The following is an 18,771-nucleotide window of genomic DNA, read 5'->3' as shown; positions in this document are numbered from 1 at the left end:
CGGTCGACGATGGCTACGCAGAGCCACGGGTCGGTGAGGGTCTTGGTGCAGCCGGCGAAGGAATCGTTGGAGGCTGTCGCGTCCGGCTGAAGGTTGCGGATGACCCCGGCGCTGACCGCCAACTCGCAATGTAGGTCCGGAAGTCGACGAGCCGAAGTCCGGATCTACCTTGTGGTTTCCCGGCTTGAACTCAGAGATTGGGATCACGATCGGCCCATCGGGTTCGATGGTGCGTCAGGCCGTAGCGTGCTGCTCATGTCGGAGTCTGGACCCTTGAACGAAGGCGAGCCGGCCGGTGGCGGACCAGAAGTGGCAAAATCGCCGGGGCTTCGGGACATGCTCGCCGCAGGAGACTCAGGCGTCATGCTGTTCAGTCTCACGCCGCCCAAGCGCCACGAGACCGAGCAGCGGGTCAAGGAGATCGCGGCGGTCACGGCAGAGCGGCTGGCCCGGCTGCCGATCGACGGCCTGATTCTGTACGACATCGATGACGAATCCGATCGTCTCCCCGAGGAACGACCGTTCCCGTTCCTGCCGACACTGGATCCTGCCCAGTACTACGCCGACCACCTCAGCGCCGGCGATCTTCCGGTCGTCATCTACCGCTGTATCGGCAAATACCGCAACGAGGAACTACGGGACTGGCTCAGTCAGGCCGATCCGCAGCGGGTGCTCAGCGTCTTCGTCGGTCCGTCGTCCAGGGACAAGCCGGTGCGGACCGACCTGCGGTCGGCTCACGCCGCGCACCAGCAGGTGCGGCCGGAGCTGATGCTTGGCGGAGTCGTCATCGGGGAGCGGCACACCCGCGGCCACGACGAGCATCTGCGCATGCTGGCCAAGCAGGAACGCGGTTGCTCATTCTTCGTCTCACAGGTGGTCTATCACGTGAACGAGACCAAGAACCTCATCTCCGACTACTTCTACGAGTGCCGGGCACGGGCGATCGCGCCGCGTCCGGTGATCTTCACGCTATCGGTGTGCGGCTCGCTCAAGACCTTGGAGTTCGTCAGGTGGCTCGGCGTGGACGTGCCACGCTGGCTGGAGAACTCCATTCGCTATTCCAGTGACCCGCTTGCGGAATCGTGCCGGCAGGCCGTTTCGATCGCCCAGGATCTAGCCAACTTCTGCCAGAACCTCAATATGCCCTATGGGTTCAATGTGGAGAGCGTGTCAATTCGCAAGGCCGAGATCGACGCAACCGTCGAACTCGCGGCGGACGTTGCGCTACTACTGGGAAGAGGCCCGGCTGCAAGCAGTTGAGGCGGCCGAGCCAGGGCGCACCAGAGCCGTAGGGTGGCCCATTCCTTCCGCCTGGTCAGCAGGGTCCGGATGCGGTCCAAGACGGGGCGAGCCGGGTCGGGGCCGGTCGGGTAGCCCGGCCAGGCCCTCACGGTCGTGGCGGGCGATCACCGTCGCACTGTTTGGGGTCCGCATGCGTCGGGATCTGGCTTGCCGATGAGCGCGAACGCCGCGCCGATGGCTCCGATCTGGATCATTCCAGACAAAGGCAGAAGGGATGACCTGCAGGGTCCAGGAAGACCCGGTAGGACGTACCGGGCTGGTCCGGGTGTTTGGTTGCACCGAGATCGGTCACCGCCGCCTCGGCGGCATCGAGGTCATCAACGAACATGTCGAGGTGCATCTGCTTGGGTCGCTCCCGGGTCGGCCACGTCGGCGGCGTGTAATCAGCAACCCGATGGAATGCGATGCACTGGCCGTCCTCAGGGCAGACCGAAGCCCGGTCGACAGAGACGTCGACCTTCCAATCCAGCATCGCGCCGTAGAACCTGGCGAGCGCACCAGGATCGGGACAGTCGATGGCGATGAGGGGCAAGCGAGCGATGGCCATGCCGGCCAGGGTATCGACCATAGCGGTTGGCGCACCGCCGGATTCCGCAGTGACGTGCCGGCGCTGTTGACCGTCGTACGTCCGCTGTTGGCCGCGGTCCGGGCGTAACCCCACTCCCACGTTGACTCAGTTCGAGCAGCGCGGGAGCGGGCGCTGAACCGCTGATCGCCGGGTAACCGTGGCCGCCAGTCAACCTGGCCCTGGGCATTTGGAGTACCTGACTCTGATCGCAGCCCGTAGCCCGACGAGGGATAGATTCGCCGTCACAACGGTCTCGACGGGAAGGCAACGGGGTATGGACGCCAGGACCGAGGAACTGCGGGACGCGCACGACGTGCTCTCGGAGTGGTATGCGGAGAACCTGGTCGGGGTGCTGGAGAGCATGCCGGTCGAGCGGGCCATGCTCGACCTGTTCGCTGAGATGACCTTGGTCGTGGGCGCGGAGGTCGCCGACGTGGGCTGCGGCACCGGACGGCTTCTTCCTTACCTCGCAAGCCGGGGTCTGTCGCCTCGTGGCGTGGATCTGTCGCCCAATATGGTCGAAGTAGCCCGGCGACAGCACCCAGGCTTCGCATACGAGGTCGCCGACCTGCGCGAGCTGCCATTCGAGGACGCGTCGCTGGCCGGGGTGGTGTGCTGGTTCTCGTTGATCTATCTTGCGCCGGACGCCAGGGAACGTGCGTTCACCGAGCTCGGCCGAGTCGTCAAGCCGGGCGGATACCTGGTGACGGCCTTCAAGCACGGCGACGGCACCTTGCACCGTAACGCTCCAGGCAGCCGCGTCGAGAGCTTTGGCATCGACTTCGACCGGTACTGGCTCTCCGCCCGTGAAATGGAGGACCGCTTCGCCACCGCCGGTTTCGCCCTGGTCTTCCAGGGCAGCATCCCAGCCGAAGAGGCGGAGCCCCCATACGGGTACATGCTGGTCCGCAGGACCGACCCCAGGAGTACGTAGTCGCAAACCTCTGTGCGGCGTGGTCATGCCCGGGATGACCTGGCTGCCCCTCGCCTGTGGGTAACGGGCGGCTCTCCACCCAGGACCCGGGGCGTCAACAAACCAGACCGTCGATCCAACAGATCCTCCGACTGCTGGATGATCATCCGCCTGGTCCGTTCCGCGTGCTCAGCGTGTGCGCAGGACAGGGCCGGGATCTGTTGGGAGTGCTGGAGAAGCATCCCCGCCGGCTGGACGTGACCGCTCGGCTGGTGGAGTTGGACCCACGCAACGCGCAGGTAGCCCGGCGAGCCGCCGTGGCCGCCGGGCTACCTGGCGTCGAGGTCTTGTCGGTGACGCCGCGCTCGTTGATCAGTACGGCGGCGTTGCCCCTGCTGATCTGGTGCTCGTGTGCGGGGTGTTCAGCAACATCAGCGACGAGGACGTAGAACGGACGGTCGGGTACGGCACCCAGTTGTGTCGGACCGGTGGCCATGTCGTGGACCAGGCATCGCCGACCGCCGGACCTGGTGCCGCAGATCTGCCGTTGGTACGAGCAGTACGCTTTCGCGCCGCGGTGGGGCTCCGATCCGGCTGACGGCTTTGGCGTCGGCGTCCATCGGTTCGACGGGCGGCCGCGACCCCTGAGCGTCGGTGCACGGATGTTCACCTTCGACCGTTCTGCTTCAGCAGGGGGATCTGTCCCGGGAAAGAGCCGTACTGAGGTGACGCTGGTCGGGGGTGGAATCGGTGCTGGCGCGGTCGAGGAATCGCTGCGATCAGTGGTGTTCGATTGGCGGAGCACTCTGGTCACCAGCCTGTTGCCGCATGAATGGGTGGGCGTGGCGTTGCAACGCCTCGGCCGGGACCACGACCAGGACCTGGTGACGGAGGTGTGGGCCAGGATCGCCGCGGCGGCCGGGGATCCGGACCGGCTGGACGCGCCGGGCGTTGATACCGACGCGGCGCGGCACCGGGAGGTCTACCACGGCGTGTTCGCCGACGCGGGCCTGGACGCCGACCTGGCCGAGGCGCTGTACACGGTGGAGTCGGTCGAGCTGGTGGGCTCCTTCGGCCCTCAGTGAAGTGGTCGGGGCACGCTACACCGCCGCGGGCTGGCTCCACCATCTGGACGTGGCCATGGCGTCAAGGTCGGCGATCGCCGAACGGACGCGTTCCTGGAGCCGTTCGTCGTCCCAGACGATGTCGTCGCCGAAGCTGATGGTGTTGAAGCGTCGGTCGCCTGCGACGAGATCCTCCAGTGCCGGAATGGTCTCGACTGCGCGTAGTTCGACGATGGCCGTGACGGCGTACTGGCCGTCGTAGTCGGCGATGCCGTGAACCAGTGGCCGGGCCAGTTCGGCCGTCGGCACGCCGAGGCGAGCCAGCGCCCGGACCGCCGCGATCCGGCTCCAGCGGTCGTCCAGCTGCTGACGCAGTTGTGGTTCGAGGCTGGCCACCGCCGCCGGGTCGGCTTGCGCGAGTTCGGCTATCAGGGTCGCCGCCAGGTGCGCCGATGTGTCTCCGCCAGCAAGGACGGCGGATACGGTCGGCAGCACGGCCGCCGGTCCGTCGGCGGTGGCCACGATGCGGGCGGCGAGGAGCTGGACCTGGCGTTCGGGGTGGGTTCGGGCGGCGGTGCCGGTGAGGTGTTCGCGGGTGGCGGGCAGCAGCGGCAGCAGGCCGTCGCCGACATCGCCGAGACCGGACACCTCCCAGGGCGGTGCCTGCCGTGCCCCGGACAGGGTGGATCGCAGTATGTCGAGTAGTGGCTGTGTATCGCCGGTAATCCGCCAGACGGCGAGCGCCGCCGGGAGGTTGCCGGTCTGCGCCGCCTCTGCCCGCAGGTAAGGCAGGGCGGCGGGCTCGTCGTGGCCGAGGTCGAGCAGTGCCCAGGCGACCTGCGACCCGGCGTACGGAATCGCGGCGATCAGGTCCGGTACGACGGCCGCGGCGTCGGTACCCCACTGCGCTACGACGCCGGCGAGGACGTCTGCGCGGGCCGGGTCGGCGGCCAGTCTGCTGCGAATCTCCGCCAACACCGTGGGACTGAACCGGGCCTCGGTGGACAGGTCTGGTTGATGCCCGGCGGCGGCCGCGGCGCACACCGGCTCGATCCAGCGTGGGTCGGCGAGCAGCAGCAGGGTCTCGACCGCCCGGTACTCGTCGGTGAAGCCGCGTTCCCCGGCCACCTGCGGGAAGCGGGCCGCGACGGGGGCGAGCATGTCCGCGAACCGGCCGGCGACCGCACCCGCCCGGCGGAGCGCGCCGATGACCTCGCCGCGGACGTGGGGGTCCGGGTCGTCGATTGCTGGTACCACCATCGGCACGAACACCGCGGGTGCGGAGCGCCGGGTCTCGCACCGTCGACCCATCGCCCAGATGCCGGCGCGACGAGTATCAGGCTTGGCGGCCCGCAGCAGGTGGCCGAGTACGTCTGCGGCCACCTCGTTGTTCGGGGCTACGACGAGTTCGTCGTACCAGCCTTCCGCCTCGGCCCAGCGGTGGGTGACGGTGGCGCCGTCGTCGATCGCGTCGACCACGGCGGTGACGGTGCCGTCGGGCCAGGTGAGCCCGGCACGTAGCAGCGCGACCGCGGCGGCGACCCGGACCGCGGGCGGGCCGTTGACGGCGGCGTCGGCCAGCACCGGGCCGGCGGCTGGGCCGTCGACGTGGCCGAGGGCGAGCGCGAGCGACGCCCGGACCGCTGGATCGTCCTCGACTTCCCACCGTCGCCACAGCGGCCCGGCGGCCGTACCCGCCTGGGCGACGGTGTACGCGGCCGCTTCACGGATTCGGTGATCGCCGTCGTTCAGCAGCGGCAGCAACAGGTCCACCTGGGCGGCCACGGCCGCCCGTACCGACGGGAACTCGTCGCCGTAAGCGTGGCGCGAATGGGCCAGCATTCCGAGCATCCAGGTGAAGTCGGCCCGGATCTGCGGGGCGTGCCGGGCGAGCTCTGCCAGGAACGGCACGGCGGCCACCGTCGCTTCGTAGACGGTGCCCTGATGGAAGATGCTGCCGTGCAGTTCCGACAGCGCGTCGGAAGCTACCTTCCGGTGATCGGACGCCGCCTTGCGCAACAGCGCCGGCGTATCCTCGGCGCTCCCGTACGCGTGCGACAGTCCGCTCCAGGCAATGTCGTCAAGACCACGTAGCACCGGCACAGCCTACGGATTGCCCGACCGGTGACCGCCTGAGGTCAACCACGCACATTCTTTGTCGTAGCCCCGTGCTTCGATGCGTCGTCGATGTTTCCGGGACGGAGAGAGTGCCGTGGGTGCGTCCTATTGGAGTTACTTCGTCGAATACCAGCCCGATCTGGGCAAGGCTCTGGACGAGCTGCGCGCGAGGGTCTTCGAGGAAGGCGACTACTGGTGGGCCGAGCCGTACGAGTTCGACAGGTCCGCGAAGGACTTCCCGAACCGGCCGCGGACCGAGGACGAGCTGTGGAGCTCCGAGTCGGTCCAGGAATCCGGCACCCACTCGATCCTCGACATGCACGAGATGGTGCGTCCGGGTGAGAAACCGGACTTCGGCACGGTCGAGCCGGTCAGTGCGGCAGAGGCGCTGCGGTGCGCCGGCGTGACCAGGCTGACCAGGGCGCACGTCGGGCAGATCGGCGACTTGGCGGAGCAGCGCTGGTTCGGCCGGTGCGCGGTGCTGCACGACGACGGCGGCAAGCCGTCCGAGATCTACTTCTGGGGGTTCTCGGGGGACTGAGAGGACGCCCCGTCGCTGAACTGGATCCCGGTTCGCAGTGACGGGCAGCACCCTCCGCTAGAAACTGCACCGACTGGTCGGTTAAGTTTTGCTCATGACGACACCGCTGGAGGCTGCGCCGAGGCGCCGCTGGGCAGCACTCGCCGTGCTGGTCGGGGCTGTCCTGCTGCTGGCGATCGACGGGACGGTGCTGTACCTGGCCGTGCCGTCGCTCACCCGTGACCTGACCCCCACGGCCGCCCAGGTGCTGTGGATCGGCGACATCTACTCCCTGGCACTGGCCGGCCTGCTGGTCACGATGGGTACGTTGGCCGACCGGATCGGCCGCAAAAGGCTGCTGCTGGCCGGAACCACGGCGTTCGGCCTGGCGTCGCTACTGGCCGCGTTCGCCCCGACGGCGGAGGCACTGATCGCGGCCCGCCTGCTGCTGGGCGTCGCCGGGGCAACGATCATGCCCTCGACCCTGTCGATCATCCGCAACATGTTCACCGACCAGGCCGAGCGCACCCGGGCGATCGCGGTCTGGTCGGCCGCCTCGGCCGGCGGCATCGCGCTCGGGCCACTGGTCGGCGGTGTGCTCCTGGAGCGGTTCTGGTGGGGCTCGGTGTTCCTGATCAACGTGCCGATCATGATCGTGCTCCTGGTCGCTGGCGCCTTCCTGCTCCCCGAATCACGCGATCCCGCTCCCGGACGCTTCGACCCACTGTCCGCCGGCCTGTCGATGGCGGCGATCGTGCCCTTGGTGTACGCGGTCAAACACGCCATCGGCTCCGGGTTCGACACCGTCACCGCCGTATGCCTCACGGTCGGCTTGGCCGCCGGAACGCTCTTCGTACGCCGGCAGCGACGGCTGCCCGTGCCGATGATCGACGTGGCCCTGTTCCGCAACCCGGCGTTCAGCGGGTCCGTGCTGGCGAACTTCATCTCGATCTTCGCGTTGACCGGGCTGTTGTTCTTCTTCTCCCAGTACCTCCAACTGGCCCGCGGTCTCGGTCCACTGCTCGCCGGACTGGCCGAGATGCCCGCCACGATCGCCTCGATCGTCGTCGTCGGCCTCGTCGGAATCGCCATGTCCCGACTCGGCCGGGGGCGGGCCATCGCCCTCGGCCAGGCCCTGGCCTCCGTCGGACTGGTCCTGATGGCGCTGGCCGAGGGCGCCGACAACTACCTCTGGCTCGGGCTCGCCCTGGTTCCGGTCGGGTTGGGCGTCGGCCTGGCGATGACGTTGAGCACCGACGCAGTGGTGTCGGCCGTCCCACCCCGCAAGGCCGGATCGGCGGCATCGATCTCCGAGACCGCCTACGAACTGGGCGTCGCGCTGGGTATCGCTATCCTCGGCTCGATCGTGACCCTCGTCTACCGCGCGAACCTGACCGTTCCCGACGATCTCCCGACAGCCACCCGCAGCGCAGTGGAGGACTCCCTGGCCTCGGCAATGAACGTCCTCGACCCCGGGTCAGCCCTCGCCCACGCCGCGCAGGAGGCGTTCGTCCACGCCATGCAGACCACCTCCGTGATCGCGGGCGTCATCACGGCACTGGCCGCAATCGTCGCCTGGCGCACCATCCCGTCGCCGAAACAACCGGCAGACGGCGACCCCACTACGTCCACGAGTCACTAGTAGTGCTTTGTTAGGTTGTGGTGTGTCGTTGCGTGACTCTTCCGGCTGATCGTGGTGGATTGGTGGTGTGGAGTCTGGTGAGTTGGCGCGGTTGCGGCCGCGGTTGGTCGAGTTCACCGCGCGGATGTTGGACGGTGCGGTCCGGCGGTCGGACCAGCGGGTCAAGGGCGAGTTGTACGTGCGTGGCCTGTTGACCGATGGGCAGCGTAAGTCGATGCAGCCGATGGCGGAGCGTCTCGGTGTCGATCATCAGGGGTTGCAGCAGTTCATCACCTCCTCGACCTGGGACCACCGGATGGTGCGGGCGAACGTGGCGCGGTGGGCGGTCGAGGCGGTCGACCCGGCCGCCTATGTGATCGACGATTCCGGGTTCCCGAAAGACGGCACCGCGTCGCCGTGTGTGGCCCGGCAGTACTCCGGCACCCTGGGCAAGACCGGCAACTGCCAGATCGGGGTCAGTGTCCACCTGGCCACCGACACCGCCTCGGTGGCCCCGAACTGGCGGCTGTTCTGCCCCGCCTCGTGGGACGACACCACGATCACCGACCCGCAGCACGCCGCCGAGGTGCGGCGCAAGCGGGAACGGGCCGGTATCGGCGACGACATACGCCACCGGGAGAAATGGCGCCTCGCGCTGGACATGCTCGACGAGATGACCGACGAATGGGGGCTACCGAAACTGCCGGTCACGGCGGACTCCGGCTACGGCGACTGCACCCTGTTCCGGCTCGGACTCGCCGAACGCGGCATGGCCTATGTGGTCCAGGTCGACCCGACCGCGACCGCCCACCCCGGCGACGCGACCCCTGCCACCCCCATCTACACAGGTCGGGGCCGTCCACCCCGCCCCGCCTACCCGAACCCACCGGCCACCCTCAAGGCTCTCGCTCTGGCCGCCGGCCGCCGCCGGGTCCGGCCAGTCACCTGGCGCCACGGCAGCCGCCCCACCCCCACCAACCCCGACGCGGCGATGCGCTCCCACTTCCTACGCATACGCGTCCGCCCCGCCAACCGCGACATCCCCCGCGCCGACGACGGCAGCCTGCCCGACAGCTGGCTGATCGCCGAATGGCCACCCGGAACCAACGAACCCGTCAAGTACTGGCTATCCAACCTCGACCAACGCACCCCGCTGAAAACCCTCGTCCAACTCGCAAAACTCCGCTGGCGCGTCGAACACGACTACCGCGAACTCAAGACCGGCCTCGGCATCGACCACTTCGAAGGCCGCAGCCACACAGGCTGGCACCGCCACGTCACCCTCACCGTCCTGGCCCAGGCCTTCTGCACCCTGCTCCGCCTCGACCCAAAAGCACATGCGCCGGCCTGACCCTCTACGCCGTACTCCGGCAAATACAACAACTCCTCACCGTCATGGCCGGCGCCTGCCACACCTGCAACCGCCCATACCACAACACAACCTAACAAAGCACTACTAGGAAGCAGCAACGATGCCCCGCAAAGCCGGACGCCCACCCGAACAGACCCGTCGCATCCTGCTCGACGCGGCCGCCACCGTGATCCGCAACCGCGGCATCACCGCGACCCTGGACGACATCGCCCGCGAGGCCGGCGTGTCCAAAGGCGGCCTCATCTACCACTTCGCCAGCAAGGACGAACTCATCCTCGCCCTGGCAACCGACCTGCTTGACGCCTTCCGCAAAGCGGTCCACGCCGCCCTGTCCCCCGACGACCAGACCGCCGGACGGCTCACCCGCGCCTACATCCACGCCTGCCTGGACCCGACGGACGACGAGCACACCATCCGCGAAAGCCTCACCCTCACCGCCCACCTCATCACCAGCCCCGAGGTCGCCGCCCTCGCCCATGACGACGCCCGACGGTGGCAGGCCGAACTGGACGCCGACGGCCTCCCCGCGGATCTCGTCACCCTGGTCGTCGCCGCCGCCGACGGCGCCAGCTACACACCGATCTGGGGAGGCAGCATCCACACCGCCGCCCACCAGCGACTCAAACACCAACTCATCGCGCTCACCCACGACCCCACAGCGTGGAAGCTCGTGGGTCAGCACCGGACGGCAGCACCAGCAGACTCCGCCGGGACACGAATGCCGGGCCACCGGCAGGACTGACAGTTTCCCCGTTCACGCGGTTAGGTTCGAGGTGCGGGGACGGCAAGTCGTCCCGCGACAGGCCAAAGTCCCATGAGCCGGTGCCGGTTGCTGTCGAGCAGGTCGGCAGCGGCGGTGTCCTGGCCGGCTGCGGTCAGGGCTTGGGCTGCCTGAAGGTGTAGGTGCTCGTTGAGAGGTCGACGGTGATGGACTGTTCGAGGAGCCGACGCCGCTCGTCGGTCCGACTCGTCATCTCACCAGAAGAACGGCAACTGGTAGAACACCCCGTCACACGGGCCACCGAGCATCGATTAACTTCTGGCGACCTCAGCGCCGCCGAGGTTCCCGCGTGCGTCCGCTGCCCGCGCCCGACGACCAAACGGCGTCCAAGCGACGTTGCACCCGAGGCCGTAAAACGGAAAACGTGAGGATGGCACCACCAGCGTCGCCCGGCGACGTTCGGCCACGCCGCTGGTTGGATGACGTCGTGTCCGAGCCAATCGAGTGGATCAAGCAGTGTGTGAACGCGGACGATGTCGTCGAGCGGCAGTTCGTCCTACACCGGCCATCGGGCGCCGTACCAGGAGTTTTGTGGATGCCGCCCTTGGCCGGTTCGCCACGTCCGCTGATCCTGCTGGGGCATGGCGGTAGCGGGCACAAGAGAAGCCAGCGGATCGTCGACCTTGCCCGCTGGTTCGCGGCGCGTTCCGGTTTCGCGGCGGTCGCGATCGACGGCCCCTGTCACGGTGATCGCTTCCCGGTTCCGTTGGCGCCCGCGGAGTATCAGGCCAGGATCGTCCGGGAGGGGATCGAGATTTGTCCTCGACCGGATGACCGACGACTGGCTGGCGACCGTGAACGCACTTGCTGCCGTGGGTCTCGCCGACATCAGCAACGTCGGATATCTCGGGATGTCCATGGGGACACGGTTCGGTCTGCCCCTGGCGGCGGCCATGGGTGACCGGCTGCGGTGCGTGGTCTTCGGCAAGTTCGGGCTTCGGCAGCCCCCGGCGTGCACGAGGGCCTGGACGCCCCGCAGCGCGTCGCCGCCGACGCCCGACAGGTCACTGCCCCGGTGCTCTTCCATGTGCGGTGGCACGACGAGATCTTCCCCAGAGACGGCCAGCTGGCGCTGTTCGACCTGCTCGGCTCGCCGGACAAGGAACTGGCCGGCTATCCCGGCGGACACACCGATACCAGGCCCACGGCTGTCGGCCGGTGGCGCGAGTTCGTCTCCCGCCACCTGACCCGGAGTACCTGAACCTGCCGACCATGCTCACCGCCGAACTCCTGCAAGGTGTCGGCGTCGGACTGATCTTCCCTGCCGTCCACGCCGGCTCGAGGGAGAACCTCACCACCACCGCGCAGGAGGAGCAACCATCGCCGCCGCCTGGATCGCGCCATCCGCTGCCATGCCCATAACTGGCATCGGCATGGCATCCCGCCACCACGCCGCTCGCCCATGGAACGCAGTACGCCAGCGCCGCCCCGTACACGTCTGACTGTATGCCGGTCTCACCTGACACCGGATGTCGGGCTCGTTCGAAACCAGCATCGATGAGGGGTACCAGATGTCGACGGGCGACGACACCACGGGTGTTCCGCCCAGCCTCGATGGCTTCTACCCAAGCCGAACATGACGCCCGGATGCCAGCACTAGCTTATATAAGTGAAGGCCGGTACGATCCATGATCGTGCACGCGTTCGACATCCTCGGCGACCCGGTACGCCGGCGCATTCTGGAACTGCTCGCCGACGGTGAGCTGACCTCTGGCGCGATCACGGACGTGGTCCGGGCCGAGTTCGGACTCTCGCAGCCGGCTGTCTCACAGCATCTGCGCGTGTTGCGTGACAGCGGGTTCACGTCGGTGCGGGCCGAGGGCGCTCGCCGGTTCTACGCCGTCGAGCCCGCGCCGCTGCGCAAGGTCGACGCGTGGTTGGACCGGTTTCGCCGGTTGTGGGAACAGCGCCTCGACGCCCTGGGAACCGAGCTGGCCCGGGGCAGGCGTGCTGCTCGGACTCCGGCTGGTGGGGAGCCCACCCGACCGGCCGGGTCCGGCACCGATGCGGACGAGACAGATTCATCAGCGAAGGGAACATGACATGAAAGACGTATTGGACGAACTGGCCGCCGCGCAGCGGGCGATGGGCAAGGGCAGCGTGCCCGCGGGCGACGCGTACACCATCGAGGTGCGGCGGCGATACAACGCGCAGATCGACGACGTCTGGGACGCCGTTACCAGCCCCGAGCGGCTGCGTCGGTGGTTGAGGCCGGTCACCGGGGATCTGCGGCCTGGCGGGAAGTTCGAGTTGGACGGTGGTGAGCACGGCGAGATCCTGCGGTGCGAGCCGCCGCGCCTGCTCAAGGTGTCCTGGCTCTACGGGCCGGACGCGGACGCTTGGCCCGGCACGAGCGAGGTGGAAGTGCGCCTTGCCGCGGGCCCGACCGGCGACACCGAGTTCGAGCTGATCCACGCGGCGGTCGTCGAGGAGCCCCTCTTCCCGACTTACGGCCCCGGTGCCGGCGGCGTTGGTTGGGACCTGGCTCTCCTCGCCCTTGCCCGGCTGTTGGCCGGTGGCGAGACCGCCGACCACGAGGGGGTCCAGAAGTCGCCCGAAGGGCGCGAGTTCATCCGGCGCAGCGCCGCGGCCTGGGGCGAGGCTCACCTGGCCGCCGGTGGCGAACCGGAGCACGTCGCGGCCGCGGTGGAGGCCACCACGAAGTTCTACGCACCCGACCCGACCTGACATCCCCGCTGCGGTGGGCTGACCGGCATCCATGGTGCTCGCCCCCTGACGAGAATCGTCGATCGCGAGACGGGCGTCAGGCCTCTCCGTCGAGGAGCAGGACGAGCAGCACAACAGCATGTGGTCCCACACCTAGAAAGATTGCGCGATGAAATACACCAACTCGATCGAAATCGCCCTGCCGCGGGAGCGCGTGGCTCAACTGCTCGCCGACCCGGCACACCTACCGAAGTGGCTGCGGGGCATGGTGCTGCACGAGCCGGTGAACGGGATACACGGGCAGCTCGGTACCAGGTCGCGGGTCGTGCTGCAGTCGGGGAAGCAGAAGATGGAGTGCATCGAGACGATCACCCGCCGGGAGCCGGCAGACCTGCACGGGATCCCGAAGGAGAGCGTCGTTCACTTCGACCGCGAGACCGTCGGCGCGGGCATGTGGAGCGTCGTGCGCGATCGGCTGACCGAAGCCGATCCGGAGACGACGCTCTGGGAGAGCGAGAGCGAATACCGGTTCAGCAGCCTGCCGATGCGGCTGATGGGGCTTCTCATGCCCGGCGCCTTCCACAAACAGTCGCAGCAGCACATGCAGGATTTCAAGGCGTTCGCCGAACAGGGCAAGGATGTCCGCGCGTGATCATCATCGAGCACCTGCCTGGCAGCTCGGCCGGCTCCTCGCGCTGCAGAGCAAGCCGTTCGCGGCGGCGTTGTACCGGTGGAAGCGGCTGCGCGCACAGCGCCGCAAGAGCGGGGACACCACGCTGCTGGCCCTGCCCACCCACGTCACCAGCTTCCTCGACGACCTCGCACTGCTGGACGGCGTGCCGTTCAACTACCTGGTGCCCGAGGAGAGCATGACGCCGGTCGAGTCGCTGCGGTTCTTCTCGCTCTACGAAGGATGGCTCGCCGCCCTGCTCGACGGGGCGCTGAGCATCGGCCGGGTCACCCCCGCCGACCGCCGGATGGAACGCCACCCTCGCCGCGGACCTGCTCGGCCTCGACGGTCTGGCACCGTGGACCCGCCAGGTGCTGTCGCCGTCCGGTGGCCCGACTCCGAGCGGATTCCTGCTCCGGTCGCACGCCGTCGCCGGCTGACCGGACCTGCGGATCAACGCCGAGGACGCGCGCGGCGGCAAGCTGGACCCGCTGCCGCCCAGACTGCTGTCGCCAAGCACCCTGCTCTGTCTGTTCGCCGGTGACCTGGCCACCCTGACCCTCGCCCAGCCGGAACACACCCTGCACTTCGGTCTCGGTGCCACGGCCGGCGCCTGGCAGGGCGGTTCCCGGGTGGTGGACGTGACCGCGCTGGCCACCGATCGGATCGGTGCTCCGGCGGCGAGCCAGGCCGCCTCGGCCCGATTCGCGGCGCACATGATCGCGGTCGCGCCGCAGGCCACCGTCACCCGCCGGTGACCTCGCGGTGGGCGCACCGGTGTCCGCGATCCCGGGCACCGGTCGCCGACCACAGGTTCGGCGCACGACGATGCCCGCGACCGATGCCCATCCAGACCAGCTCATCCTCGAGGTCGACGCCGCCCGCCCACCCACATCGCCGATTGCCGCCCGAACCGTGGCCGGCATGTCTGCACGCGACATCCGGATCCTCGCCGATGCGTTTTTCCTCTCGGCATCCTCTCAGAGGACGACCATAAGATATTCAGCTTCTGCTGCGATAGTCACCGAATGATCCCATGTGTTGGGAGCGAGGTTCCGCTCGCCTGTAGGGACAGTCCCAACATTCTCGAACTGCTCCTGCGTAAGCCGGCGGCATGATCGTCCACTTGCCGCTCAAGGGTCGGGTCCGCGGCATTCCCCTGCGGGTCAAGCTGGTCGCTGCGGTCCTGGCCCTGGTCACCGCCGCCCTGGTGGTGATCGGCGCGAGCAGCTCCTTCTTCCTGCACCGCTATCTGGTTGATCAGATTGACGCGGGACTGGGCGGGTTCGTCAACCGGGTGAAGGCGACCGGTCAGGTCCCCATCAACCAAACCGCCGGCCTGCCGACCGACTACGTCGCCGTACTCATCGACAAACAGGCAGGCGTGGGGCGGACGGTCACGGATCAGCGTTTCGCCGCCACGGACCTCCCAAGCTGGCCGACCAGCCTCAATTGGTACGAGCAGAGGATCAACAAGATCTCGACACTCCACGCGGCCGGCAACCACCTGCGTTGGCGAGTCACCGTCGGACAGATCAACGATCAGCAGTTGCTCGTCGTGGGACAGAGCCTGGCCGGCGTCGACCAGGCCGTCCGGCAGCTGATCTTGATCGACGTACTGGTCGGTTGCATGGTCCTGCTGCTGCTCGCCTCGATAGGGGCAGCGATCGTAGCTACCAGTCTTCGGCCGCTGGTGGAGATCGAGCGGACCGCCGCGGCGATCGCCGCCGGCGATCTCACCAAGCGGGTACCGGACCCGGAGCCCGGCGTGCCGGAGCCACGCAGCGAGTTGGGACGGCTGTCCCAGGCACTCAACGCAATGCTCGCCCAGATCGAGGCCGCGTTCACCGCGCAGGCGGTCTCGGAAGCCGCGGCCCGGCGCTCGGAGGAGCGAATGCGGCAGTTCGTGGCGGACGCATCGCACGAACTACGTACTCCGCTGACCACGATCCGCGGCTTCGCCGAGTTGTACAGACAGGGTGCCGTCGGCTCGCCGGAGGACACCGCCCGGCTGGTCCGACGGATCGAGGATGAAGCGTCCCGGATGGGTCTTCTCGTCGAGGACCTGCTACTCCTTGCCCGCTTGGACAAGGAACGGCCGCTGACACTGGCATCGGTCGAACTGCCGTTGCTGGCGGCCGACGCGGTGCAAGCCGCTGCCGCGGTCGCGCCCGAACGGACGATCGGGCTGGAAGTGGCACAGGGTGCCGGCACGCTGGTGGTGTACGGCGACGACGCCCGGCTGCGGCAAATCCTCGGGAACCTGATGACCAACGCGATCACCCACACGCCCTCCGTGGCAACCGTCACCCTCCGGCTGCGACGGGAAACGGGTGACCTGGCCGTCGTGGAGGTCGCGGACACCGGTCCAGGTCTCTCGCCGGAGCAGGCTGAGCGGGTTTTCGAGCGGTTCTACCGCGCGGATGTGGCCCGGACCCGGCGAACGGACGGCGCGACCGGTGCGGGCCTGGGCCTCGCTATCGTCGCCGCCCTGGTCGCCGCACATCAGGGCAGCGTCGAGGTGGTCGAGACGCCGGGAGGAGGAGCCACCTTCCGGGTACGGCTTCCGCTCGCGCCTTCGGTCGACGACCCGCCCCGGACGGTCACGGCTTCAAGGGCGGGATCGTCTCGATGATTGCTTCGACGGTTTTGGCGCGCAACTGTGAGCCGGTCAGCCCAGGGTGTTTCCGGCCTACGGACTCCTCCCACGACTTGGCCGACCACGGGCGGACCTCCAACCAGACCAGGGCCATCCCGACCATCTTGGGCCGGAAGTCATCGGGCTCGATCCCGGCAGGGTTCGCCGTCACGACGGCCTTGTCGAGCGCCTTCATCGCCTCGTCGGACTTCCTCTCGATGGCGCGGATCACGGACAAGTGCAGCAGCGCCCGCCAGTGCCCGTAGATACAGGCCTTTTCGATCTCCATGTGCGCGGTGGCCCCCCGACCGGTGGCAAGGCGCGTCTCAGCCTCCTGGTAATGCTTCTCCCCCTCTTCGGCCCTGGTGAGGCAATACTTCAGGACGTGGCGTGCCGCCTTCACCCGCCATTCCCACCGCGGTCCGGTCACGGACGGCTTGGCCTCCGAGTCGGCCGGCTTGGCCTCGGAGTCGTCGAACACCAGCTTGGCAACCAGCAGCACCACCCCGATGATCACCAGCCAACCAAACACCTCGGTCCAATCGCTCACCCCATCCACAGTAGAGGCGGGCCCGTTTCGTGTGAACCGCCCCGGATCTTGTAGAGGCAAGCAGGCAAGAACCCGCCAGCGCCTGAGACGTGCGGGTGCGCGGCAACCGTCGCAGCCTCCGCCCCGCCCGCGACCGGCCGACGCGACGACGCCGAACCCCGACCGCATGCCCGGCAGCGGGCCGCCTGATTTATAGCCGGCACCAACGCTCCCCCGCTGGCAACGGATTGATTACCCCCGACATGCCGAAGGCTGGAAAGACCAGAGGCGCCGTCTGGACACCGCCTGAGCTCGAACTCGGGGATACGTACCATCCACGAATGACGGACGATCCGATTGCGCCCGACCTTGAAGTCACGAGGGTGTTGGCCGCATCGCCCCAACAGATCTGGTCAGCCTGGGTCGACTCGGATGCGATCGCGAACTGGTGGGGACCCGATGGCTTCACGAGCACGGTACGCGAACTCGATCTGCGAGATGGGGGCCGATTCGACGTGGTGATGCACGGCCCGAACGGAGCCCGATACGAGAACGCGTACCTCTTCGAGGAGGTGGAGGTAGACAAACGGGTTGCCTACCTCCACCAGGGTCCGAAACAGCATGGGCTGGCTCCGTCGCGCTCAACAATGACCATTGAGGAGGAGGACGCCGACGCGCCACGGGGTGCCCGTCAGCACCAGCCGTTGATCGGGCCGTTCACCCCGGTCCACAGGAAGGCGTCGGTCACCCAGGTGCCGTCACTCAGCCGGTTCCAGAGGCTGGTGGTGCCGTACCGGCCGGCGTGCGAGGTGCCGTTGGCGGAGCAGGAGACGGTGACCGTGGCGCCGTCGCCCACCGTTCCCCGAACGGCATAGCCGGTGCCGGGCCCGGACCGCTTGTTCACCGTGCCCCCGCCGTTGGCGTCGACGACCGCCTGGTTGAAGCCCAACGCCCCGTAGTTGTAGACCGCACCGCCGACGCCTCTCCAGGTCGAGCCGTGCCGGGCGCCACCCTGGTAGGCGGAGGCGCCGTTCTCGAACGCCCACTTGCCGATGCCGTGGCCGGCGATGCCCACGTACGCGCTGTTCTGCCGCAGCCCGAAGTGGACGTGCCGGCCGGACGCCGCACCGCCGCAGGTGACATCGGTGCCCGTGTAGCCCAGGTACGCACCCTGACCGACGGCGGCACCGTTGACCGAGATGCTGCTCCACAGGTGGTAGTAGTCGGTGGAGTAGCCCCGGTCGTGGATCACCCGGATCCACCCCGTACACATCGTGTACGCCGTGCCGGCCCGCGCCGCACGGACCACCTGGTCGCCGCCGGCCAGGTCGATCGAGCTGTACGGCGTCTCGTAGCCGCCCCAGCCGTGCGGGCCGCTGGTCAGCGTCCACGTCTGGCCGACGGCGAACGGCAGGGCCATCCCGGTCCGGTAGTCGCCGCCTGCCTGCATGGTGGTCGGGGTGCTCGTGAAGACCGCCTTCTCCTGCTTGTTCACCAGGGGCGACTCGGCGGCCAGCTCACTGAACCCGGCTTCGCCGTCGAAGTTCACCCGCCACGTCCCGGCCTCGGCACGGGCGATGAAGACCGCGCCGGTCGGGTGGATGTCCTTCTCGTGGGAAGTGACGGCCACGGCCGTACCGAAGGCCCACTGGCCGTTCTCGCGGGTGACGGTCACGCGGGTCTCGGAGCTTTCGGCGTGCTCTGCCACGGAGCTGCCGGCGTGCTTCGCCGCCTCGGCCTCGACCTGCCCGCGCAGCTTGGCGGTCACGGCGTCCTCGACGCTCATCCGCAGCGGGTGCGACGCGGTGGCGTGCGCGGCGGTGCCCGCGACCAGGAGTTCCGCCGCCAGCAGTGCTGCGGCGACGCCGGTCCATCGTCTGATGTGCACCATTGACGACCTCTTTCGAATCGAAGGGCATCGCTAGTTTCTGCTGACGATAGACAGGTCGACGAATATTGTCTACATGCTGACCGTCAGCGGTGAAGGTATATTTCGCGCGCCCTCACC

General features: G+C 68.2%; 18 protein-coding genes and 2 pseudogenes. 15 read left to right on the top strand and 5 right to left on the bottom strand.

Translation table 11 applies throughout. The annotated features are described in order from the left end of the window. Positions 1 to 99: 99 nt before the first annotated feature. Positions 100 to 1,260, top strand: a complete 1,161-nt coding sequence (locus QCD66_RS16715) for a methylenetetrahydrofolate reductase (RefSeq protein WP_375736969.1) — start codon at positions 100 to 102, stop codon at positions 1,258 to 1,260. 2 nt (positions 1,261 to 1,262) lie between these two features. Here the strand turns inward: QCD66_RS16715 and QCD66_RS16710 are convergent. Together QCD66_RS16710 and QCD66_RS16705 are read right to left on the bottom strand one after the other, a co-directional pair. Further along, a pseudogene (locus tag QCD66_RS16710) lies at positions 1,263 to 1,427 on the bottom strand (IS630 family transposase); the annotation flags it as partial. Between the two features lie 65 nt (positions 1,428 to 1,492). Further along, positions 1,493 to 1,870, bottom strand: coding sequence for a VOC family protein (locus QCD66_RS16705; protein ID WP_375736970.1), 378 nt, complete (start codon positions 1,868 to 1,870; stop codon positions 1,493 to 1,495). 274 nt (positions 1,871 to 2,144) lie between these two features. Between QCD66_RS16705 and QCD66_RS16700 the strand changes: the two genes are divergently transcribed. Continuing rightward, entirely contained in the window at positions 2,145 to 2,804 is a 660-nt protein-coding gene (locus QCD66_RS16700; RefSeq protein WP_364219447.1) for a class I SAM-dependent methyltransferase, read from the top strand. Positions 2,805 to 3,445: 641 nt separating this feature from the next. Beyond that, entirely contained in the window at positions 3,446 to 3,868 is a 423-nt protein-coding gene (locus QCD66_RS16695; protein ID WP_375736971.1) for a hypothetical protein, read from the top strand. A 15-nt stretch (positions 3,869 to 3,883) separates the two neighbouring features. Here the strand turns inward: QCD66_RS16695 and QCD66_RS16690 are convergent, their stop codons facing one another. Next, positions 3,884 to 5,944 (bottom strand): HEAT repeat domain-containing protein, encoded by a 2,061-nt coding sequence (locus tag QCD66_RS16690; protein ID WP_375736972.1) that lies wholly within the window; start codon positions 5,942 to 5,944, stop codon positions 3,884 to 3,886. A 115-nt stretch (positions 5,945 to 6,059) separates the two neighbouring features. On the opposite strand from QCD66_RS16690, the gene QCD66_RS16685 reads away from it, so the two are divergent. The 11 genes from QCD66_RS16685 to QCD66_RS16635 all read left to right on the top strand — a co-directional run bounded on the left by QCD66_RS16685 (position 6,060) and on the right by QCD66_RS16635 (position 16,231). Then, the gene (locus QCD66_RS16685) at positions 6,060 to 6,506 is read left to right on the top strand and encodes a hypothetical protein (RefSeq protein ID WP_375736973.1); all 447 of its coding nucleotides are present in this window, start codon (positions 6,060 to 6,062) and stop codon (positions 6,504 to 6,506) included. Between the two features lie 94 nt (positions 6,507 to 6,600). Further along, the gene (locus tag QCD66_RS16680; RefSeq protein WP_375736974.1) at positions 6,601 to 8,127 is read left to right on the top strand and encodes an MFS transporter; all 1,527 of its coding nucleotides are present in this window, start codon (positions 6,601 to 6,603) and stop codon (positions 8,125 to 8,127) included. 67 nt (positions 8,128 to 8,194) lie between these two features. Then, on the top strand, positions 8,195 to 9,457 hold the full coding sequence (locus tag QCD66_RS16675) for an IS701 family transposase (RefSeq protein WP_407567031.1): 1,263 nt from the start codon (positions 8,195 to 8,197) through the stop codon (positions 9,455 to 9,457). A gap of 121 nt (positions 9,458 to 9,578) precedes the next feature. Then, positions 9,579 to 10,220: a TetR family transcriptional regulator gene (locus QCD66_RS16670; protein ID WP_364219441.1), complete on the top strand. Its 642-nt coding sequence runs from the start codon at positions 9,579 to 9,581 to the stop codon at positions 10,218 to 10,220. Positions 10,221 to 11,211: 991 nt separating this feature from the next. Beyond that, the gene (locus QCD66_RS16665) at positions 11,212 to 11,460 is read left to right on the top strand and encodes a hypothetical protein (protein ID WP_364219438.1); all 249 of its coding nucleotides are present in this window, start codon (positions 11,212 to 11,214) and stop codon (positions 11,458 to 11,460) included. Positions 11,461 to 11,893: 433 nt separating this feature from the next. Beyond that, positions 11,894 to 12,301 (top strand): ArsR/SmtB family transcription factor, encoded by a 408-nt coding sequence (locus QCD66_RS16660; protein WP_375736117.1) that lies wholly within the window; start codon positions 11,894 to 11,896, stop codon positions 12,299 to 12,301. 1 nt (position 12,302) lies between these two features. Further along, positions 12,303 to 12,947, top strand: coding sequence for an SRPBCC domain-containing protein (locus QCD66_RS16655; protein ID WP_364219432.1), 645 nt, complete (start codon positions 12,303 to 12,305; stop codon positions 12,945 to 12,947). Between the two features lie 148 nt (positions 12,948 to 13,095). Then, entirely contained in the window at positions 13,096 to 13,578 is a 483-nt protein-coding gene (locus QCD66_RS16650; protein WP_375736116.1) for an SRPBCC family protein, read from the top strand. Continuing rightward, entirely contained in the window at positions 13,565 to 14,140 is a 576-nt protein-coding gene (locus QCD66_RS16645) for a hypothetical protein (RefSeq protein ID WP_375736115.1), read from the top strand. Before QCD66_RS16650 ends, QCD66_RS16645 begins: the two co-directional genes overlap by 14 nt. A gap of 88 nt (positions 14,141 to 14,228) precedes the next feature. Continuing rightward, positions 14,229 to 14,354 (top strand): hypothetical protein, encoded by a 126-nt coding sequence (locus QCD66_RS16640; protein WP_364219424.1) that lies wholly within the window; start codon positions 14,229 to 14,231, stop codon positions 14,352 to 14,354. A gap of 356 nt (positions 14,355 to 14,710) precedes the next feature. Next, positions 14,711 to 16,231 carry a sensor histidine kinase gene (locus QCD66_RS16635; RefSeq protein ID WP_375736114.1) on the top strand — a complete coding sequence of 507 codons (1,521 nt, stop codon included), beginning with the start codon at positions 14,711 to 14,713 and terminating at the stop codon, positions 16,229 to 16,231. On the opposite strand, the gene QCD66_RS16630 is transcribed toward QCD66_RS16635, so the two are convergent. Then, positions 16,200 to 16,784, bottom strand: a complete 585-nt coding sequence (locus tag QCD66_RS16630) for a hypothetical protein (RefSeq protein WP_364219418.1) — start codon at positions 16,782 to 16,784, stop codon at positions 16,200 to 16,202. The two genes, QCD66_RS16635 and QCD66_RS16630, sit on opposite strands and share 32 nt — an antisense overlap. Positions 16,785 to 17,026: 242 nt before the next feature. On the opposite strand from QCD66_RS16630, the pseudogene QCD66_RS16625 reads away from it, so the two are divergent. After that, positions 17,027 to 17,422 (top strand): annotated as a pseudogene (locus QCD66_RS16625) (SRPBCC domain-containing protein); the annotation flags it as partial. 32 nt (positions 17,423 to 17,454) lie between these two features. Here the strand turns inward: QCD66_RS16625 and QCD66_RS16620 are convergent. Further along, the gene (locus tag QCD66_RS16620; RefSeq protein WP_375736113.1) at positions 17,455 to 18,651 is read right to left on the bottom strand and encodes a peptidoglycan DD-metalloendopeptidase family protein; all 1,197 of its coding nucleotides are present in this window, start codon (positions 18,649 to 18,651) and stop codon (positions 17,455 to 17,457) included. Positions 18,652 to 18,771: the final 120 nt, after the last annotated feature.

The sequence above is a fragment of the Polymorphospora sp. A560 genome, assembly GCF_045781765.1.
GTDB classification, from domain to species: Bacteria; Actinomycetota; Actinomycetes; order Mycobacteriales; family Micromonosporaceae; genus Polymorphospora; species Polymorphospora lycopeni.
This window is presented reverse-complemented; position numbering and strand designations above follow the sequence as displayed.

Excerpts from the sequence above, each read along its gene's own strand:
- QCD66_RS16715 (WP_375736969.1), top strand. The coding sequence starts at position 100 with ATGACCCCGGCGCTGACCGCCAACTCGCAATGTAGGTCCGGAAGTCGA.
- QCD66_RS16705 (WP_375736970.1), bottom strand. The coding sequence starts at position 1,870 with ATGGTCGATACCCTGGCCGGCATGGCCATCGCTCGCTTGCCCCTCATC.
- QCD66_RS16700 (WP_364219447.1), top strand. The coding sequence starts at position 2,145 with ATGGACGCCAGGACCGAGGAACTGCGGGACGCGCACGACGTGCTCTCG.
- QCD66_RS16695 (WP_375736971.1), top strand. The coding sequence starts at position 3,446 with ATGTTCACCTTCGACCGTTCTGCTTCAGCAGGGGGATCTGTCCCGGGA.
- QCD66_RS16680 (WP_375736974.1), top strand. The coding sequence starts at position 6,601 with ATGACGACACCGCTGGAGGCTGCGCCGAGGCGCCGCTGGGCAGCACTC.
- QCD66_RS16670 (WP_364219441.1), top strand. The coding sequence starts at position 9,579 with ATGCCCCGCAAAGCCGGACGCCCACCCGAACAGACCCGTCGCATCCTG.
- QCD66_RS16655 (WP_364219432.1), top strand. The coding sequence starts at position 12,303 with ATGAAAGACGTATTGGACGAACTGGCCGCCGCGCAGCGGGCGATGGGC.
- QCD66_RS16650 (WP_375736116.1), top strand. The coding sequence starts at position 13,096 with ATGAAATACACCAACTCGATCGAAATCGCCCTGCCGCGGGAGCGCGTG.
- QCD66_RS16645 (WP_375736115.1), top strand. The coding sequence starts at position 13,565 with ATGTCCGCGCGTGATCATCATCGAGCACCTGCCTGGCAGCTCGGCCGG.
- QCD66_RS16635 (WP_375736114.1), top strand. The coding sequence starts at position 14,711 with ATGATCGTCCACTTGCCGCTCAAGGGTCGGGTCCGCGGCATTCCCCTG.